This window comes from Rhodococcus sp. NKCM2511, assembly GCF_014905595.1.
GTDB classification, from domain to species: domain Bacteria; phylum Actinomycetota; class Actinomycetes; order Mycobacteriales; family Mycobacteriaceae; genus Rhodococcoides; species Rhodococcoides fascians.
Map to the genome: position 1 here is coordinate 542,918 of NZ_BNHJ02000001.1, position 17,021 is coordinate 559,938.

The window sequence follows — 17,021 nt, forward strand, 5'->3', positions numbered from 1 at the left end:
TTCTGCTCCCCCGTCAGTTCTTCATCAGATTGTTCTCGTCCATCGAGATCGAGCGACGAGAACGGAAGATGGCCATGATGATCGCCAGGCCCACCACCACCTCGGCTGCAGCGACCACCATGGTGAAGAACGCGAACAATTGGCCGTCGAGATTGCCGTGCATGCGAGAGAACGTGACGAACGCGAGATTGACTGCGTTGAGCATCAATTCGATGCACATGAACACGATGATGGCGTTGCGCCTGACGATGACTCCCGCCGCGCCGATCGTGAACAGCAGAACCGACAGGTAGAGGTAATTCTCTGGATTCATCGCGCGTCACCCCCGTCCACCTTGTACTCGATGCCTCGATCGGCGAACAGTGCGTTGACGGACGAGTCCGACTCGCTTCCGTCCGGGAGCAGAGCCCGTCGATCGACGCCGTTGTGACGAGCGAACACACCGGGGCTCGGCAGCGGCGTCACCCTGGAGCCGTCACGGAACCGGTCCTGCGACATCTCACGCTGACCCTTCACCGGTCCCAGGGCCTCCCGGTGCGCCAGAATCATCGCCCCGATGGTGGCCGTGATCAACAGCGCGCCGGTCAGCTCGAACGCCCAGACGTACTCGACGAAGATCAGCTCGGCCAGGCCTTCTACGTTCCCGGTGGAGTTGGCCGCGTCGAGTCCGGCGAACTCGAGTCGCCCGGCGCGGGCCGAGTCGCGCAGCAGCACCCCGATGATCAACAGCCCGAAGCCGATTGCGATGACGACGGCCGCGATACGGTGCCCGCGCAGTGTCTCGGTCAACGACTCCGAGGTGTCGACCCCGACGAGCATCAGGACGAAGAGAAACAGCATCATGACCGCGCCGGTGTAGACGACGATCTGCACGACACCGAGAAACAGGGCCCCTTGGGCCATGTAGAAGGTAGCGAGAACCACCATGGTGGCCGCGAGGAACAGTGCCGAGTAGACGGCCTTCGTGCTCATCACCACACCCAATGCACCGATGACCGCAACGACACCGAGGGTCCAGAACTGCACGGCCTCGCCGGTGGAGGTTGCCTCGAGCGCGAGCTGAACGGTGGCAGTCATCGAACCGGCCCTCGATCGGTGTCGGCCTCGCTCTCGGCACCGGTGACGGCACCGCGGTAGTAGTCCTCTGCCGAACACCCCGGTGCCATCGCGTGCGGCGGCGGCACCATGTCCGGCTCCAGCGGTGCCAGCAGCGAATCCTTCTCGTAGATCAGGTCGGCTCTGTTGTCACCGGCCAGTTCGTATTCGTTGGTCATCGTCAGAGCCCGTGTGGGACAGGCCTCCACACACAGTCCGCAGCCGATGCAACGGAGATAGTTGATCTGGTAGACCCCGCCGTATCGCTCGCCCGGCGAGAATCGCTCGGTCTCGGTGTTGTCGGCACCTTCGACATAGATCGCGTCGGCCGGGCAGGCCCACGCACAGAGTTCGCAACCGATGCACTTCTCGAGCCCGTCGGCGTACCTGTTGAGCTGATGGCGGCCGTGATAACGCACCTCGGTCGGCTTCTTCTCCTCCGGATACAGCTCGGTTTCGGGCTTTTTGAACATGGTGGCGAAGGTGACACCGAAACCTGCTATAGGACCGAGGAATTCAGGCATTGGCGTTCTCCTTCTGGGACGCGGCCACGGTGGACCGTGCGCCGGCGTGCCGGCTCGCGATGTTCGTGCCCTGCTTCGGAATGGGAGGTACGGGAAACCCGCCCGCCGCAGCGTCGAACGGTGCGACGGGTGCAGCAGGCGGCAGGTTTCGTGTGCGCGCGCGGCGGCGCAGTAAGAGCAGCAGCGAACCCAGGACGGCGACTGCAAAGATCGTCGACACCACGAACGTGACCAGAGGTACGTCGTATCGCCCGGCCCCCAGTACCCGCACCGTCGCGATCACCATCACCCAGATCAGAGCGACGGGAATGAGGATCTTCCAGCCGAAGTTCATGAACTGGTCGTAACGCAATCGCGGCAACGTCGACCGCAACCAGATGAAGACGAACAGGAACACCCACACCTTGGCGACGAACCAGAGCACCGGCCACCACCCGGAATTGGCACCGCTCCACAGACTCAACGGAATCGGAGCCCGCCAGCCACCCAGGAACAACGTGGTCGCGAGCGCCGACACCGTGACCATGTTGATGTACTCGGCAAGCATGAACATCGCGAAACGCAAGGAGGAATATTCGGTGTGGAACCCGCCCACCAACTCCCCCTCGGCCTCGGGCAAGTCGAACGGCGCGCGGTTGGTTTCACCCACCATCGCCGTCACGTACACCAGGAACGACGGCAACAACAGGAACACGTACCAGGTGTTCTGTTGCGCACCAACGATTCCGGACGTCGACATGGTGCCCGCGTACAGGAACACCGCAGCGAACGAAAGCCCCATCGCAACCTCGTAGGAAATGACCTGAGCCGTCGAACGCAGTGCACCCAGCAACGGATACGTCGAACTCGACGCCCAACCGGCCAGGACGATCCCGTACACACCCACCGAGGTGACCGCGAGGATGTACAGAACCCCCACCGGCAGGTCGGTCATCTGAAGCGGAGTCGTAGTGCCGAACACCGACACCTCGGGACCGAACGGAATCACCGCGAAGGCCATGAAGGCAGGGACCACCGAAATGATCGGAGCCAGAATGTAAATCGGCTTGTCGACGCCGGTCGGAGTGATTCCCTCTTTCAGAGCGAGCTTGATCCCGTCCATCAGAGACTGCAACAGTCCCCACGGACCCACCCGATTGGGCCCGACGCGCATCTGCATCCACGCCATGATCTTGCGCTCGGCATAGATGGCCACGAGCGGTGTGAGCACCAGAAAAACGAAGACCGCCAGGGCCTTGCCGACCACCAGCCACCACGGGTCGGTGCCGAACACCGACAGATCGGTCGGCGCTGCGACAATCACGATGCACCACCCTCGGGTCGTTCCGCAGGCTCCACTCCTGCACCCACGGGTCGTTCCGCAGGCTCCACTCCTGCACCCTGGGGTCGTTCCGCAGGCTCCACTCCTGCACCCCCGGGTCGATCCGCAGGCTCCACTCCCGCACCCTCGGGTCGCTCCGCATGCTGATCCCTGCAAATCCTCACCACCGCACCCGACTCCGCGCCGAGTGAGCCGTACACCGAAGACCCCGGTGAGTTCATCGGCACCCACACCACGTTGTCGGGTAGATCGGTGACTTTCAGTGGCAACGTGATCGAGCCCCGGCCCGTCTCGACCCTGACCAGGTCGCCGGGCGACGCTTCGATGCTCGACGCCGTCGTCTCGGACAGCCTGATCACGGGTGCCCGGCCGGTCTGCGCGAGATTGTCCTCGCCGTCCTGCATCCGTCCCGAATCGATGAGCATTCGCCAGGTGGCCAGAATTGCCTGGCCGATGGAGAGCGTCGGCATATCTCGCCGTGGTGCCACTCGGGCCACAGGAATCCGTGATCCGCTCCAGGCTCCCAGCCGTGCCAGCTCGCCGCGCGCCGCCGCCGCGTCGGGTAGCGACAGTTCGACTCCCATCTGCGCGGCAATGGCGTCGAGAACGCGTTGGTCGGGCAATACTGCGCCGGCACCGAGTGCGGTGTCGAACGTGCGAGGCCTGCCCTCCCAGTCGACGAAGGTTCCGGGCTTGTCGACCACCGGTGCCACCGGAAACACCACGTCGGCCCGCTCGGTGACGGCGCTGTGGCGTAGTTCCAGGCTGACCACGAATGCCGATCGGTCCACCGCGTCGAGCGCACCCTGCGGATCGGGCAGATCGTCCGGGTCGATCCCTGCGGTGATCAGGGCGCGGTCAGGCCCGGCATCCGCCAGTATCGCCGCGGTATCTCGGCCCGCGTCCGTAGGCAGTTCTGTCACTCCCCACACGGCTGCCACCTCGGCGCGGGCGGCGGCGTCGGCGACGGGCCGCCCGCCCGGCAGCAGGTTCGGCAACGCGCCTGCGTCGAGGGCACCGCGCTCTCCTGCCCGTCGCGGAATCCATGCCAGGTTCGCTCCGGTGTCGTCGGCCAACTTCGACGCTGCGGACAATGCACCGGGAACGGAACCGAGCCGCTCGCCCACGAGCACGATCGCTCCCGGGCTCCGGAGGAGCTGGGCGATCGATTCGGTACCCCGGTCACCGACGTGCAGTGCGTCGAGCCACTGTGGTTCCTCGCCGGGAATCGACTGCAGGAGCACCCCGTCGAGCTTGCGCAGACCGCGGCTGGCCCAGGGTGCGATCGACGCCACGACCACGCCGCGCGTCCGGCGCGCCTTGCGCAACCTGAGGAAGACCAGCGGTGACTCTTCTTCCGGCTCGAACCCCACCATCAACACCACAGGAGCGTTTTCGAGATCCGAGTAGGTCACGCCCAGCCCCGTCGCCGCGATACGACCGGCCAGGAACTCCGCTTCCTCGGCGCTGTGAGCACGGTTGCGGAAGTCGATGTCATTGGTGTGCAGCACTGTTCGCGCGAACTTGGCGTATGCGTAGGAGTCTTCGACAGTCGATCTTCCGCCCACGAGTACCGCAGCGTTCCCGATCGACGCAGCCAGTCCCGTTGCCGCCGCCGCCAATGCGGCCGACCAGGACGTCTCGACCAGAGCCCCCGATTCGTCTCTGACCATCGGTGCGCCGATGCGATCCGGCTCGCTGGCGTACTTGAATGCCCACCGTCCCTTGTCGCAGTTCCACTCTTCGTTGACCTGGGGATCGTCACCAGCCAACCGGCGGAGGACCTTGCCACGACGATGATCCGTGCGTTGCGCACAGCCTCCTGCGCAGTGTTCGCACACGCTCGGCGAGGACGTCAGATCGTACGGGCGCGCCCGGAACCGATACTCGGTGTTCGTCAGTGCACCCACGGGGCAGATCTGGACGGTGTTCCCCGAGAAGTAGGAGTCGAACGGCTCGGTGCCGAAGATGCCGACCTGTTGCACGGCACCGCGTTCGAGCAGCTCGATGGACGGATCACCGGCAACCTGCGCCGCGAAGCGAGTACATCGAGCGCACAGGACACAGCGTTCGCGATCGAGCAGAACCTCGGCCGACAACGGAATCGGTTTGGGATACGTACGTTTGGTCTCGGTGAACCTGGACTCGGTGCGACCCGCGGCCATCGCCTGATTCTGCAGTGGACACTCACCGCCCTTGTCGCACACCGGGCAATCGAGAGGATGATTGATCAGCAGCAATTCCATGACGCCACGTTGCGCTTTGCCCGCGACCTCCGACGTCACCTGAGTGCGCACCACCATGCCCTCGGCCACGGTCGTCGTACAGGACGCCAACGGCTTGCGTTGCCCCTCGACATCGACCAGACATTGGCGGCAGGCGCCCACCGGATCGAGCAGCGGATGATCGCAGAATCGCGGAATCTGTACGCCCATCAACTCCGCCGCGCGAATCAACAACGTGCCCTTGGGAACACTGATCTCGTGGTCGTCGATGGTCAGTGTCACCATCTCTACTCGGGTGACCGACTGATCGGGATTGGCAGGAGTGGAGCCTGCGGAACGACCCGGGGATGCAGGAGTGGAGCCTGCGGAACGACCCGAAGATGCAGGAGTGGAGCCCGCGGAACGACCATGTGCTGCTGCAGTCATGACGTCAGCTCCTCTGCCATCAGGGTCGATCGGTGTGGATCGAATGGGCATCCCTGCTCGGTGACGTGACGGATGTATTCGTCACGGAAGTACTTCAGCGAAGACACGATCGGGCTGGCGGCACCGTCCCCCAACGCGCAGAAGGACTTTCCGGCGATGCCGTCGGCGATGTCGAGCAAGGTTGTCAGGTCGGCCTCGGTGCCGGTTCCACCGTCGAGGCGGCGCAGGATTTGTACCAGCCAGTACGTGCCTTCCCGGCACGGTGTGCATTTGCCGCAGGATTCGTGTGCGTAGAACTCGGTCCAGCGCAGCACCGCTCGCACCACGCAGGTCGTCTCGTCGAATATTTGCAGGGCCTTTGTGCCCAGCATCGATCCGGCGGCACCGACGCCCTCGTAGTCGAGTGGGACATCGAGATGCTCGCCGGTGAACATCGGCGTCGAGGATCCTCCCGGCGTCCAGAACTTCAGTTCGTGTCCCGGTCTGATCCCGCCCGCGTAGCCGAGCAACTCCCGCAGCGTGATCCCCAACGGTGCCTCGTACTGGCCTGGACGGCAGACGTGGCCCGAGATGGAGTACAGCGTGAAGCCGGGTGACTTCTCGCTACCCATCGATCGGAACCACTCGATTCCCTTGCGCAGGATCACTGGAACGCTGGCGATCGATTCGACGTTGTTCACCACAGTCGGGCGTGCGTAGAGGCCCGCCACTGCGGGGAACGGTGGCCGCAGCCGAGGTTGTCCGCGCCGACCTTCCAACGAGTCGAGGAGGGCTGTTTCCTCGCCGCAGATGTACGCGCCGGCTCCGGCGTGGATCACCAACTCCAAGTCGAATTTCGTTCCGAGAACACCCTTTCCCAGATAGCCCGCCGCGTAGGCCTCGGCGACCGCAGCCTGCAGCCTGCGTAGCACCGGCACTACCTCGCCGCGGACGTACACGAATGCATGGGATGCGCGAATTGCGTACGCGGCGATCACTATTCCTTCGACCAGCGTGTGCGGGCTCGCCATCAGCAGGGGCATGTCCTTGCAGGTACCCGGCTCGGACTCGTCGGCATTGACCACCAGATAATGCTCTTTACCGTCGTTCTGCGGGATGAAGCTCCACTTCGTTCCGGTCGGAAATCCTGCGCCGCCGCGACCGCGTAATCCGGATTCCTTGACGAAGGCGATGAGGTCGTCGGGGTCCATCGCGAGGGCCTTCTCGAGCCCGCGGTATCCGTCGTGGCTGCGGTAGACGTCGAGCGTCCAGGAATCCTTTTCGTCCCAGAACTCGCTCAACACCGGCGTCAGGGCCATGTCACGCTCCCTTCGTCGGTGGATCGGTCTCGGTGGTGTTCGGTTGTGGTGGCACGGTCGCCGAGGGTGCCGGTGCGGGCTTGTCGCGCACCGTCTCCGGTGCGGCCGCGGCTCCGACGTCCGGGTGATCGTCGTTCGGTCGTGCCCCGGCCTCGGGTGCCGACATCGCGTGTTCGCGCGCGTATCGCAGTCCGGCCAGGGTGGCATGGCCTGCACTACCGGTCGCTTCGAGTGCCTCGGGCCGATCGTCGGAAAATCCGGCGAGAATCCGCTCGGTCTCGCGGAACGTGCACAGCGGTGCTCCACGCGTCGGTGTGACCTGGGTGCCGGATCGAAGTGCATCGACCAGATCCCGCGCAGACGACGGGGTGCTGTTGTCGAAGAACTCCCAATTGACCATCATCACCGGGGCGTAATCGCATGCGGCATTGCACTCGATGTGTTCGAGGGTGATCGTGCCGTCCTCGGTGGTACCTCCGTGCTCGACGTCCAGGTGATCACGCAACGCGTCCATGATGGCGTCGCCGCCCATGACAGCACACAGCGTGTTGGTGCACACGCCGACGCGGTACGTCCCGGTGGGTTCGCGTCGATACATCGAGTAGAAGGTCGCGACTGCAGTCACCTCCGCCCCGGTGAGTTCGAGTACCTCCGAGCAGAATTCGATTCCAGCGGGCGTGAGGCAGCCGTCCTCGGCTTGCACGAGATGGAGCAGCGGCAGCAGGGCCGATCTGGCCTGCGGATAGCGCGCGACGACGATATCGGCGTCGGCGTGCAGCCGGGCGAGCACCTCGGGGGGATACGACGTTCGTGCACCCGGCGTGGCCAGTTGCACCGGTTCGTCCGGCCGGGCTCCGAGTTCAATCAGAACCGGTTCCGACTGGGGCTGCGCGGTCATCGATCCACCCCACCCATCACCGGGTCGATACTGGCGACCGCGGCGATGACGTCGGAGATCATTCCGCCCTCGCACATTGCCGCCACCGCTTGCAGGTTGGTGAAGGACGGATCTCTGAAATGCACTCGGTACGGCCTGGTTCCACCGTCGCTGACGATGTGTACCCCGAGCTCCCCTCGCGGCGACTCCACCGAGGACAACACCTGGCCGGCCGGGACCCGCATTCCCTCGGTCACCAGTTTGAAGTGGTGAATCAGCGATTCCATCGAGGTGTCCATGATGGTCCGCACATGCTCCTGAGAGTTGCCCAGGCCATCGGGTCCCGAGACCAGCTCGGCCGGCCACGCGATCTTCTTGTCGTCGATGACGACCGGCCCGGGACGCAGGCGGTCGAGGGCCTGTTCGACGATCTTGAGCGATTCCTTCATTTCTTCGACGCGAATCAGATATCGCCCGTAGCAGTCGCATCCGGTGTCGGTCACCACGTCGAACTCGTAGTTCTCGTACCCGCAGTACGGATCGGACCGTCGCAGGTCGTAGGGCAGTCCGGTCGAACGCAGCACCGGACCGGTGACGCCCAACGCCATACATCCGGTGAGATCGAGATAACCTACGTTCTCGGTTCTGGCTTTCCAGATCGGGTTGTCGTTGAGCATGAGTTCGAGGTCGCGCAGGCGTCCCGGCAGCACGCGAAGGAGCTCACGTACTCTGCCGACCGCGTCCTCGGGTAGGTCCTGCGACAGTCCGCCCGGCCGGATGTAGGCGTGGTTCATCCGGAGCCCGGTGATGGCCTCGAAAACGTCGAGTATCAGCTCGCGCTCACGGAACCCGAACAGCATCGCGGTGACCGCTCCCAATTCCATTCCGCCCGTGGCCAATGCAACGAGATGCGACGAGATGCGATTCAGCTCCATCAGCATCACCCGGATCACCGTGGCGCGCTCGGGAATGTCGTCGGTTATACCCAGTAGCTTCTCCACGCCGAGGCAATATGCGGTTTCGTTGAAGAACGGCGACAAGTAGTCCATGCGGGTGACGAACGTGACGCCCTGGGTCCAGTTTCGGTACTCGAGATTCTTCTCGATTCCCGTGTGCAGATAGCCGATCCCGCAACGAGCCTCGGTGACGGTCTCGCCCTCGATTTCGAGAATCAACCGCAGCACACCATGGGTGGACGGGTGTTGCGGGCCCATGTTGACCACGATCCGCTCGGTACTCGACCCACGGGCCAACTCGACGACGTCGTCCCAGTCCTGCCCGGAGACCGCGTAGATGGTTTCGTCCGTTGCACTCATCAGTTGTACGACCTGCGCTCGTTGGGAGGCGCGACGCGAGCGCCCTTGTACTCGATGGGAATTCCGCCCAGCGGATAGTCCTTGCGTTGTGGGTGACCGACCCAGTCGTCGGGCATCTCGATCCGCGTCAATGCAGGGTGACCGTCGAAGACGATGCCGAAGAAGTCGTAGACCTCGCGCTCGTGCCAGTCGTTGGTGGGATACACCCCGCACAGCGACGGACTGTGTGGATCGTCGTCGGGGACGGCAACTTCGAGTCGGAGCCGACGGCCGTGCGTGATGGAGACCAGATGGTACACAACGTGCAGCTCCCGGCCGACCAGGTCCGGATAGTGCACACCCGATGCGCCGGTACACAATTCGAATCGCAATTCTTCGTCGTCCCGTAGCGCCTGGGCGACGGCAGGGACGTACTCCCGCACCAGATGCAGCGTCAATTCGCCGCGATGAACTACCACCCGTTCGACGGCGGCGACGAACGTAGCGACGGGATTCGCGGCCGGAAGGACGGTGGCCAACCGATCGACGAGGGCATCGAAGTAGCCGCCGTAGGGCCGCGTCGCGGTGTCCTCCGCTGCCGCCGGCGGCACCAATCGGCCGTAGCCCGACGTGTCGCCACTACCGCGAACCCCGAACATCCCGCGTGGCCGCTGAGACATTTTTCCTGGCGGCTGAGACATCCCACCCGGCGGCTGCGCCGTCATCGGAGCAGACCCTTCAGATCGATCGTCGGGGTGGACGAGAGTGCAGCCGCCTCGGCGGCCGCTCGCACCTGTTCCCGGTTCACACCCAACGGCATCTGCTGAATCTTTTTGTGCAACTCCAGGATTGCGTTGAGCAGCATCTCGGGCCGAGGCGGGCACCCGGGCAGATAGATGTCGACGGGCACGATGTGGTCCACTCCCTGGACCACCGCGTAGTTGTTGAACATTCCGCCCGAGGATGCACAGACACCCATGGCGAGAACCCATTTCGGTTCTGCCATCTGGTCGTAGACCTGCCTCAACACCGGAGCCATCTTCTGGCTGACGCGGCCGGCCACGATCATCAGATCCGCCTGCCGGGGGGACGCGCGAAACGCTTCCATTCCGAATCGCGCGAGATCGAAACGGCCGGACGTGGTGGCCATCATTTCGATGGCACAACATGCGAGCCCGAAGGTGGCGGGCCACAGCGAGCCCTTACGTGCGTACCCGGCCAACCCCTCGACGGTGGTCAGCAGGAATCCGCTGGGTAGCTTCTCTTCGAGTCCCATCGATCACGCTCTTTCGCTTCCGCAGAATGAGAACAGTGCATCGTTCCGTCGTCGTATCCGAGATCGTGTGGTCAGTCCCAACCGAGCCCGCCTCGCCGCCACTCGTACACGTAGGCCACCGACACGTTCACGACGAACAACGCCATCGCGACGAGCCCGAACGCACCGAGAACGTCGAGGTGGACGGCCCAGGGATACAGGAAGACGATCTCGATGTCGAAGATGATGAACAGCATCGCGGTGAGATAGAACTTCACCGGAAATCGTTGTCCCGTAGGCGCATGCATCGTGGGTTCGATCCCACATTCGTACGCGTCGAACTTCGCTCGGTTGTATCGGGCGGGTCCCACCATCGTGCCGACCATCACCGAGAAGACCGCGAACGCGACTGCGACGGCACCCAGGACGAGAATCGGAACGTAGGCGTTCATTCGGGCATCCGCTCCCTCGATCGACGACCGCGCCGCCGCGAAAGTAAATGCGACGGCCGTACCAATGTGACCTGAACCACACAGTATGGGTTCGGTGCAGATCTCGCGGGATTTCGAGCAGTCCAGTTTCGTAAACCGTTGACGCGCATGGGCCACCCACCCTCGGACCCACTCATCTATGTGATTCACATCACTCTTGCCTCACATGCGGTCCACACCGCGAGGGACGACCAATCACCGAACATTTCCGGCCACCCGACCCGGGCTGCCGCCACCACTGAGGAGAGACGATGAAGTCGATTTCCGTCTCGGCGCTCGCCGCCGAGGGACTGGGAACTGCCCTGCTCGTGATATTCGGCGTCGGCACCGCCGTCATCGCGGGCGACACCGTCGGAACCCCGGGCATCGCCCTGGCGTTCGGACTCACACTGCTTGCCCTCGTCTACGCGATCGGCCCGATCTCGGGCTGCCACATCAACCCGGCCGTGACGATCGGAGCCCTGATAGCTCGCGCCATCACCCCGATCAAGGCTGCGTTCTACATCGCCGCCCAGGCCGCAGGTGCAGTGATCGGCGCGCTGGTCGTACTGTTGGTCGCATCAGGCCGTCCCGGGTACGACATGTCGTCGGACGGTCTGGGCACCAACGGATTCGGCAGCTCCTCGCCCGGAGCGTACGGCTTGGCGTCGGTCGCGGTGTTCGAGACGATCGCGACCGGCCTGCTCGTCCTCGTCGTACTCGCCACCACGGCCCCCACCGTTCACCCCGTCGTGGCGGCCGGCATCCCGATCGGCCTGACCCTGACAGTGGTTCACCTGCTGGGCATCGGAATCGACTCGACCTCGGTCAACCCTGCTCGGTCCCTCGGCCCCGCCCTCGTCGCCGGCGGCCCTGCCCTGTCACAACTGTGGGTGTTCGTGGTGTTCCCCGTGCTCGGAGCTGTTGTCGCCGGCTCGATCCACCGGTTCGTGCTGGCGGTGCCCGCATCGGAGAAAACGGTCTGATCTACCGCGATCGAGAGACCCTGGCACCGACGCGACCCGAGTGCTGCCTCAGCAGATCGACCACCGCGCGCCCGAGTCGAATCGGATCCACTGGATGGGGAACTGCGGCCTCGGCGCGCGACCAGTCGGCCAACCACCGGTCGTCGGGGCGTCCGATGAGCACCAGCACCGGCGGGCAGTCGTCGATCTCGTCCTTGAGTTGCTTGGCCAAACCCAGTCCGCCGACGGGCGAGGACTCACCGTCGAGGATCGCCACATCGATTCCACCCGCGTCCAGGTGCTCGATCACCACGGCCGCGGTGGCAACCTCGACGAAGTCGACGACGCCGAGCGCCGGATCGGGCCGGGTGCCCACCGCAGACATCACCTGAGCGCGCGTGGCCGCGTTACTGCTGTACACGAGCACATGCACCTGACCTGCCGAACTTGCTCTCGCTGTGGCGTCGGACACACCGCGATGGTAGCGCGGCCCCCCGGTGGACCGGGCCCGAACGCACGTCGCAGAGGTACTTTCGCGTCGTCGACGTCGTGGGGCGGCAGCTCAGGAGATGGTGACGACCACGGCGGCCGGTTCCTCGGTGCTGTGCACCGCGAAGTCCGGACGGTCGGACGCCACGGCGACGAAGGACTGTGAGATTCCATCGGCATCGGCCAGGAAGTCGACTGCCACCACGGCGGAGTCCGGCTCGTTGCGAATCCGATCCGGCCCGGCATACGGAACGACGGTGACATCCGGCTCGGTCGAGGTACCGGCGATGTCGACCTGGAGTACGGCTCGCCCGGGAAGCGCGACCGGCTCACTGGTTCCGTATCGGACGGCCTCGTCGACGTAGCGCACCGTGTAGGACACCGGCCCGTTGCCGCCCAGTCGATACTCGACGGAGGAGGCTCCCAACACCACGTCCGTCACCGCCACGGGTGAGCCCGACGGGTGACGAATTCCCTCCAGCGACAGTCCCGGCACGACCGGCGGCAGCGTTTCGGTCGGGGCGGTCGGCGCGGTGAACGGGTCACCGACCACGAGCGAGCCGGTGGCGGTCTCGAAGTTCGGTGGCGGTGACGCATCGGGCGTCGGGCGAGGTGCCTCACTGGCGGAGCAACCGACGAGCAGCACAGCAGCGAGCAGTGGTGCTACGACCGACCCGGCCGCCACAGGCCTGCGATACCCCTCGCTCATCGACTCACCGTACAGATGAAACCGATCGGTTCGATAGTGTCGATCGGCCGCGGTTCGGTCACGGTCCCACCTGCCACAAATCCTGCTAGCGTCGTCGAGCATGGAGCCCACGAGCTATTCGTCCGGTGAACGCGTGTTCGGACCTCCCAACGGGACGTTCGACGCGGACTGGGCGGCCACCGCGCTGCGGTCAAACCGACCGGAATTGGACCACCCGACCTCGGTGCGACTGGTCGAGCGGGCCTGGGAGTTGCTTCGATCGTCGAATCTTCGCGGCGAGCCACTCGCGACGGCTCTGGATCTCGAGCCCGGCCTCGCCTCGGCGGTCGCGGCCGTGGCAACGGAGACGGCGGAGCTCTACCTCGACCGACGGTAGGTCTATCGGTCGACCACCTCGGTCGCCAACCTCGCGTTGCGGCGCCCGTAGGCGAAGTAGATCAACAGACCGAGGGCCAACCAGACCAGGAACCGAATCCACGTCTCCACCACCAGGTTGGCCATCAGGTAGACGCACGAGAGCCCGGACAGAATCGGCACGACGGGAGAGAGCGGAACCCGAAAGGGCCGGTCGAGATCCGGCTTGGTCCGACGCAGGATCGGCACTGCCGCCGAGACCAGCAGAAACGCGAAGAGGGCTCCGATGCTGACCATCTCGGCCAGCTCCTTCAGCGGTACCAGGGCCCCCAGCAGCGCAACGAACACCACGACGCCGACGGTCAAGCGGGTCGGAGTCCCGAAACGGGGAGACACCTTCGCAACCGACTTGGGTAGCAAACCGTCCCGGCCCATCGCGAAGCCGATTCGGCTGATGGTCACCAACTCGACCAGAATGACCGACGTCAGACCCGCCACGGCCGCTATCGAGACCAGAACGCCAGCCCAGCCTGCACCCACAGAATCGAACGCCTTGGCAATGGGAGCACTGTCGTCGAGGTCGGTGTATTTCACCATGCCGGTGACGACGAACGCGACCATCATGTACAGCAAGGTGCATGCCACGAGCGTGCCGATCAGTGCGCGAGGCAGATCGTGGGCGGGCCGCTCGGCTTCTTCACTGAGATTGGCAACGGCCTCGAATCCTGTGTAGGCGAAGAACACGACCGCTGCAGCGGTGACGACGCCGGCAAATCCGAACGCCGAGGGTGCGATTCCGGCCACGGCCTGCATCAGGGGCTGATCGAGCGTCGAGCCACCGGCCTCGGCGGGCACGGACTCGGGCACGAACGGAACCAGGTTCGACTTCTGGACGAAGAACAGGCCGGCGATCACGATGAACACCGAGATGGCGACCTTGATCAGGACCAGCACGTTGGTCACTCGCGCCGACTCCTTGACTCCCACAGCGGCAATGACGCCCAGCACCGCGACGATGGCAACAGCCCCCACGTTCACCGGCGCTTCCTCGGTGAACAAGCTGGGTGGCAGGGAAAAGAGATCCGCGAGGTAGCCGGACCAGCTTCGAGCGACAACGGCAGCACCCAAAGCGAATTCGAGGATCAAATCCCATCCGATGATCCACGCGAACAGCTCCCCCAGGGTGGCGTACGCGTACGTGTACGCACTGCCCGCCGTCGGCACGGCCGATGCAAGTTCCGCATAACACAGTGCGGCAAGCAAACTCACGACACCGGCGATGACGAAGGAGATCACGACCGCCGGGCCGGCATTTTCTTTGGCCTGTACACCGGTGAGCGTGAATATGCCGGTTCCGATGACGATGCCGACCCCGAAACCGACCAAGTCGCGTAACCCGAGCTGCTTGCGCAGACTGCCGGACCCCTCGTCGTCGACGTCGCTCTCGATCTCGTCGACGGACTTCGTGCGAAACATTCCCATTTCCCGACGCTAAGCCATCCATTGTTTCCGCGCCGGAGGAAAGGTGGTGTTTGTTTTCGCGATTGTCGGTTATTCGGACAAATCGGAAATGCTTGCGTCACAACCGTCCTCGGGACCGAGCGACACTAGGACCGTCCCAAGAATTGTTCGGCGAAAAATCCGGCCAGCAGTACCGCGGTCCCGCCGATCTCGCCGACGATCAGAGCGAGCATGAACAGGTGCGTCCCCGGAACGGGATGGACGAACTGATTCTCGGTGTCTCGCCGGATCCCGTGCACGGTGTAGCCGGCGATCGCGGCGACGAAGAACACCAGCACCACCACCGCTGCGGTCAGGTCGACCACCGTCGGCCAGGCGCTGTAGTGCGCGAGAGCCGCCAGAACGAGCGCAGCGAAGGAGTACATCAACGCTGCCCGATGCGCGATGTCGACGTATCGGTGCGCGGTTCCGTCGCTCGACGTGGACATCTGGTGGTACTTGAGCACGCCGAGCGCCAACGCCCACATCAGCAACACACCCGACGCGAACACGATCACTTTCGTGTCGATCTCCAGCTGCATCCGCGCCTCCCCTTGGTTCCGCTGTCCGGGCCGAACGTAGCACCGGACACAATGTTGGTTACGGTTCCGCAATGCCGGTCGACTCCGCCCACACTCAGAACGACTGCGCATTGCGCTTCGAGTGGGGCCTGTCCGCGATCGACGCTGTGGTCGCCGGTGCCGACATCGCCGTCGTCGTGGACGTCCTGTCGTTCACGACCACTCTGACGGTGGCGATGGACGCCGGAATCGAGGTCGTACCCAGCCGATGGCGCGACGACCGTGCCACCCACCTGGCCGAGCAACACGACGCCGTTCTCGCAGTCGGCCGTTCGGTTGCCACGCCGGGAGACGTCAGCTTGTGTCCTGCCACCGTGCGCGCCGCCGCGCCGCCACCGAGACGACTCGTGTTGCCGTCGCCGAACGGTTCCACGATCGCCCACGCACTCGCCGCCCGGGTCGACACGTGCGTGGGCGCATCACTCCGCAACGCCGCCGCGATCGCGCAGTGGGTCGTCGACGACCATCCCCACAGCGTGATTGCCGTCATAGCCGCCGGTGAGAGATGGCCGGATTCGTCGTTGCGGCCCGCAGTGGAGGACTTGTGGGGTGCCGGAGCCGTGCTGGCACCGCTCGTGGAGTCCGGCCTGTTCGATCCATCCCCCGAGGCGGTGGTCGCTGCGACCGCGTGGCACGCGGCCGCGTCGGATATAGCTACCGGCCTGCGGCGATGCGGCTCGGGGCGGGAGCTCATAGCGATGGGCCACCCCGAGGACGTCGACATCGCCGCCGAGGTCGGCTCGAGTTCCTGCGTGCCGATACTGCGCGGCGAGACCTTCGTCGAGCACCGAGGCCGATAGCCCCATCGGGCCTATGAAACCCGCACCGACGCGGCCGATCGTGTCCGAAATTTTGATCGGACCACGGAATCACGGATCATACGGTGGTGAGTACGGAACGAGTCGCCCCGAAGACCACCGTCGTTGTACCGACGTACAACGAACGCGAGAACCTCCCCAAGCTGGTCGAACTGCTGGCCGGGCTGAAGGTCGAGGGGCTCGGTGTTCTCGTGGTCGACGACAATTCCCCCGACGGAACCGGCGACATCGCCGACAAACTCGCCATCGACGGTCCCCTCGAGGTCTCCGTTCTGCACCGCACCGAGAAGAACGGTCTGGGCCGCGCATACGTGGCCGGCATGACACGGGCCCTCGACGAGGGAGCCGACATCGTGATCCAGATGGACGCCGACCTGTCGCACCCCACCGAGGTGATTCCGGCGATGATCGACAAGCTGCGGAGCACCGACGCCGCGGTCGTGCTGGGTTCGCGCTACGTCCCCGGCGGTTCGGTCGCGGCGGACTGGCCGTGGCACCGCAAGGCGCTGTCGGCGTGGGCCAACTTCTACGTGAACACGATTCTTCGTCTCGGAGTCAAGGACGCCACCGCCGGCTTCAAGGCGTGGCATGCCCGCACGCTCCGCACGATCGACGTTGCGTCGGTGGAGAGCAACGGGTACGCGTTCCAGGTCGAGATGAACTACCGCACCGTCAAACACGGGCTCACGCTCGCCGAAGTCCCCATCACGTTCGAGGAGCGCAGCGAGGGCGAATCCAAGATGAGCCTGTCGGTCCAGCTCGAATCTGCCTTGGTGCCCTGGAAGTTGTTGCGGAACAAGAAGAAGCTCTGACCGAGGT

Annotated in this window: 19 protein-coding genes; 4 read left to right on the forward strand and 15 right to left on the reverse strand. The window is 64.6% G+C overall.

The genetic code is table 11. The annotated features are described in order from the left end of the window. Nucleotides 1-13: 13 nt before the first annotated feature. The 11 genes from nuoK to JLZ96_RS02380 all read right to left on the reverse strand — a co-directional run bounded on the left by nuoK (nt 14) and on the right by JLZ96_RS02380 (nt 10,768). On the reverse strand, nt 14-313 hold the full coding sequence (nuoK, locus tag JLZ96_RS02330; protein ID WP_032383367.1) for an NADH-quinone oxidoreductase subunit NuoK: 300 nt from the start codon (nt 311-313) through the stop codon (nt 14-16). After that, entirely contained in the window at nt 310-1,077 is a 768-nt protein-coding gene (locus JLZ96_RS02335; protein WP_201009435.1) for an NADH-quinone oxidoreductase subunit J, read from the reverse strand. The genes nuoK and JLZ96_RS02335 overlap by 4 nt, the downstream gene beginning before the upstream one ends. Beyond that, complete coding sequence (nuoI, locus tag JLZ96_RS02340; RefSeq protein WP_032372587.1) at nt 1,074-1,619, reverse strand: NADH-quinone oxidoreductase subunit NuoI; 546 nt, start codon at nt 1,617-1,619, stop codon at nt 1,074-1,076. The genes JLZ96_RS02335 and nuoI overlap by 4 nt, the downstream gene beginning before the upstream one ends. Continuing rightward, complete coding sequence (gene nuoH, locus JLZ96_RS02345) at nt 1,612-2,925, reverse strand: NADH-quinone oxidoreductase subunit NuoH (RefSeq protein WP_201010635.1); 1,314 nt, start codon at nt 2,923-2,925, stop codon at nt 1,612-1,614. Before nuoH ends, nuoI begins: the two co-directional genes overlap by 8 nt. After that, the gene (locus tag JLZ96_RS02350; protein WP_201009436.1) at nt 2,919-5,591 is read right to left on the reverse strand and encodes an NADH-quinone oxidoreductase subunit G; all 2,673 of its coding nucleotides are present in this window, start codon (nt 5,589-5,591) and stop codon (nt 2,919-2,921) included. Before JLZ96_RS02350 ends, nuoH begins: the two co-directional genes overlap by 7 nt. Next, nucleotides 5,588-6,889: an NADH-quinone oxidoreductase subunit NuoF gene (gene nuoF, locus JLZ96_RS02355; RefSeq protein WP_032407073.1), complete on the reverse strand. Its 1,302-nt coding sequence runs from the start codon at nt 6,887-6,889 to the stop codon at nt 5,588-5,590. Before nuoF ends, JLZ96_RS02350 begins: the two co-directional genes overlap by 4 nt. A 1-nt stretch (nt 6,890) precedes the next feature. Continuing rightward, a complete protein-coding gene (nuoE, locus tag JLZ96_RS02360; RefSeq protein WP_201009437.1) occupies nt 6,891-7,787 on the reverse strand; it encodes an NADH-quinone oxidoreductase subunit NuoE in 897 nt (298 codons plus the stop codon). Continuing rightward, nucleotides 7,784-9,082: an NADH dehydrogenase (quinone) subunit D gene (gene nuoD / locus JLZ96_RS02365; protein ID WP_032366449.1), complete on the reverse strand. Its 1,299-nt coding sequence runs from the start codon at nt 9,080-9,082 to the stop codon at nt 7,784-7,786. Before nuoD ends, nuoE begins: the two co-directional genes overlap by 4 nt. Next, nucleotides 9,082-9,786, reverse strand: a complete 705-nt coding sequence (locus JLZ96_RS02370; protein WP_201009438.1) for an NADH-quinone oxidoreductase subunit C — start codon at nt 9,784-9,786, stop codon at nt 9,082-9,084. Before JLZ96_RS02370 ends, nuoD begins: the two co-directional genes overlap by 1 nt. Next, nucleotides 9,783-10,337 (reverse strand): NADH-quinone oxidoreductase subunit B family protein, encoded by a 555-nt coding sequence (locus JLZ96_RS02375; RefSeq protein ID WP_027496776.1) that lies wholly within the window; start codon nt 10,335-10,337, stop codon nt 9,783-9,785. The genes JLZ96_RS02370 and JLZ96_RS02375 overlap by 4 nt, the downstream gene beginning before the upstream one ends. 71 nt (nt 10,338-10,408) lie before the next feature. After that, nucleotides 10,409-10,768: an NADH-quinone oxidoreductase subunit A gene (locus tag JLZ96_RS02380; protein ID WP_027496775.1), complete on the reverse strand. Its 360-nt coding sequence runs from the start codon at nt 10,766-10,768 to the stop codon at nt 10,409-10,411. 290 nt (nt 10,769-11,058) lie between these two features. Here JLZ96_RS02380 and JLZ96_RS02385 point away from each other — a divergent pair, with 290 nt between their 5' ends. After that, the gene (locus JLZ96_RS02385) at nt 11,059-11,772 is read left to right on the forward strand and encodes an aquaporin (RefSeq protein WP_201009439.1); all 714 of its coding nucleotides are present in this window, start codon (nt 11,059-11,061) and stop codon (nt 11,770-11,772) included. A 1-nt stretch (nt 11,773) separates the two neighbouring features. On the opposite strand, the gene JLZ96_RS02390 is transcribed toward JLZ96_RS02385, so the two are convergent. Together JLZ96_RS02390 and JLZ96_RS02395 are read right to left on the reverse strand one after the other, a co-directional pair. Beyond that, on the reverse strand, nt 11,774-12,223 hold the full coding sequence (locus JLZ96_RS02390; protein WP_051365375.1) for a chemotaxis protein CheY: 450 nt from the start codon (nt 12,221-12,223) through the stop codon (nt 11,774-11,776). A gap of 90 nt (nt 12,224-12,313) precedes the next feature. Further along, the gene (locus tag JLZ96_RS02395; protein ID WP_201009440.1) at nt 12,314-12,949 is read right to left on the reverse strand and encodes a hypothetical protein; all 636 of its coding nucleotides are present in this window, start codon (nt 12,947-12,949) and stop codon (nt 12,314-12,316) included. Between the two features lie 100 nt (nt 12,950-13,049). Between JLZ96_RS02395 and JLZ96_RS02400 the strand changes: the two genes are divergently transcribed. Further along, entirely contained in the window at nt 13,050-13,325 is a 276-nt protein-coding gene (locus JLZ96_RS02400) for a hypothetical protein (protein WP_027496773.1), read from the forward strand. A 2-nt stretch (nt 13,326-13,327) separates the two neighbouring features. On the opposite strand, the gene JLZ96_RS02405 is transcribed toward JLZ96_RS02400, so the two are convergent. Both JLZ96_RS02405 and JLZ96_RS02410 read right to left on the reverse strand, forming a co-directional pair. Then, nucleotides 13,328-14,785 (reverse strand): APC family permease, encoded by a 1,458-nt coding sequence (locus JLZ96_RS02405; protein WP_201009441.1) that lies wholly within the window; start codon nt 14,783-14,785, stop codon nt 13,328-13,330. Between the two features lie 125 nt (nt 14,786-14,910). Further along, a complete protein-coding gene (locus JLZ96_RS02410) occupies nt 14,911-15,345 on the reverse strand; it encodes a hypothetical protein (RefSeq protein WP_032366446.1) in 435 nt (144 codons plus the stop codon). Between the two features lie 71 nt (nt 15,346-15,416). Between JLZ96_RS02410 and JLZ96_RS02415 the strand changes: the two genes are divergently transcribed. Together JLZ96_RS02415 and JLZ96_RS02420 are read left to right on the forward strand one after the other, a co-directional pair. Beyond that, nucleotides 15,417-16,184: a 2-phosphosulfolactate phosphatase gene (locus tag JLZ96_RS02415; RefSeq protein WP_201009442.1), complete on the forward strand. Its 768-nt coding sequence runs from the start codon at nt 15,417-15,419 to the stop codon at nt 16,182-16,184. Between the two features lie 86 nt (nt 16,185-16,270). Beyond that, nucleotides 16,271-17,014: a polyprenol monophosphomannose synthase gene (locus JLZ96_RS02420; protein ID WP_032372836.1), complete on the forward strand. Its 744-nt coding sequence runs from the start codon at nt 16,271-16,273 to the stop codon at nt 17,012-17,014. The last annotated feature ends 7 nt before the right edge of the window (nt 17,015-17,021 follow it).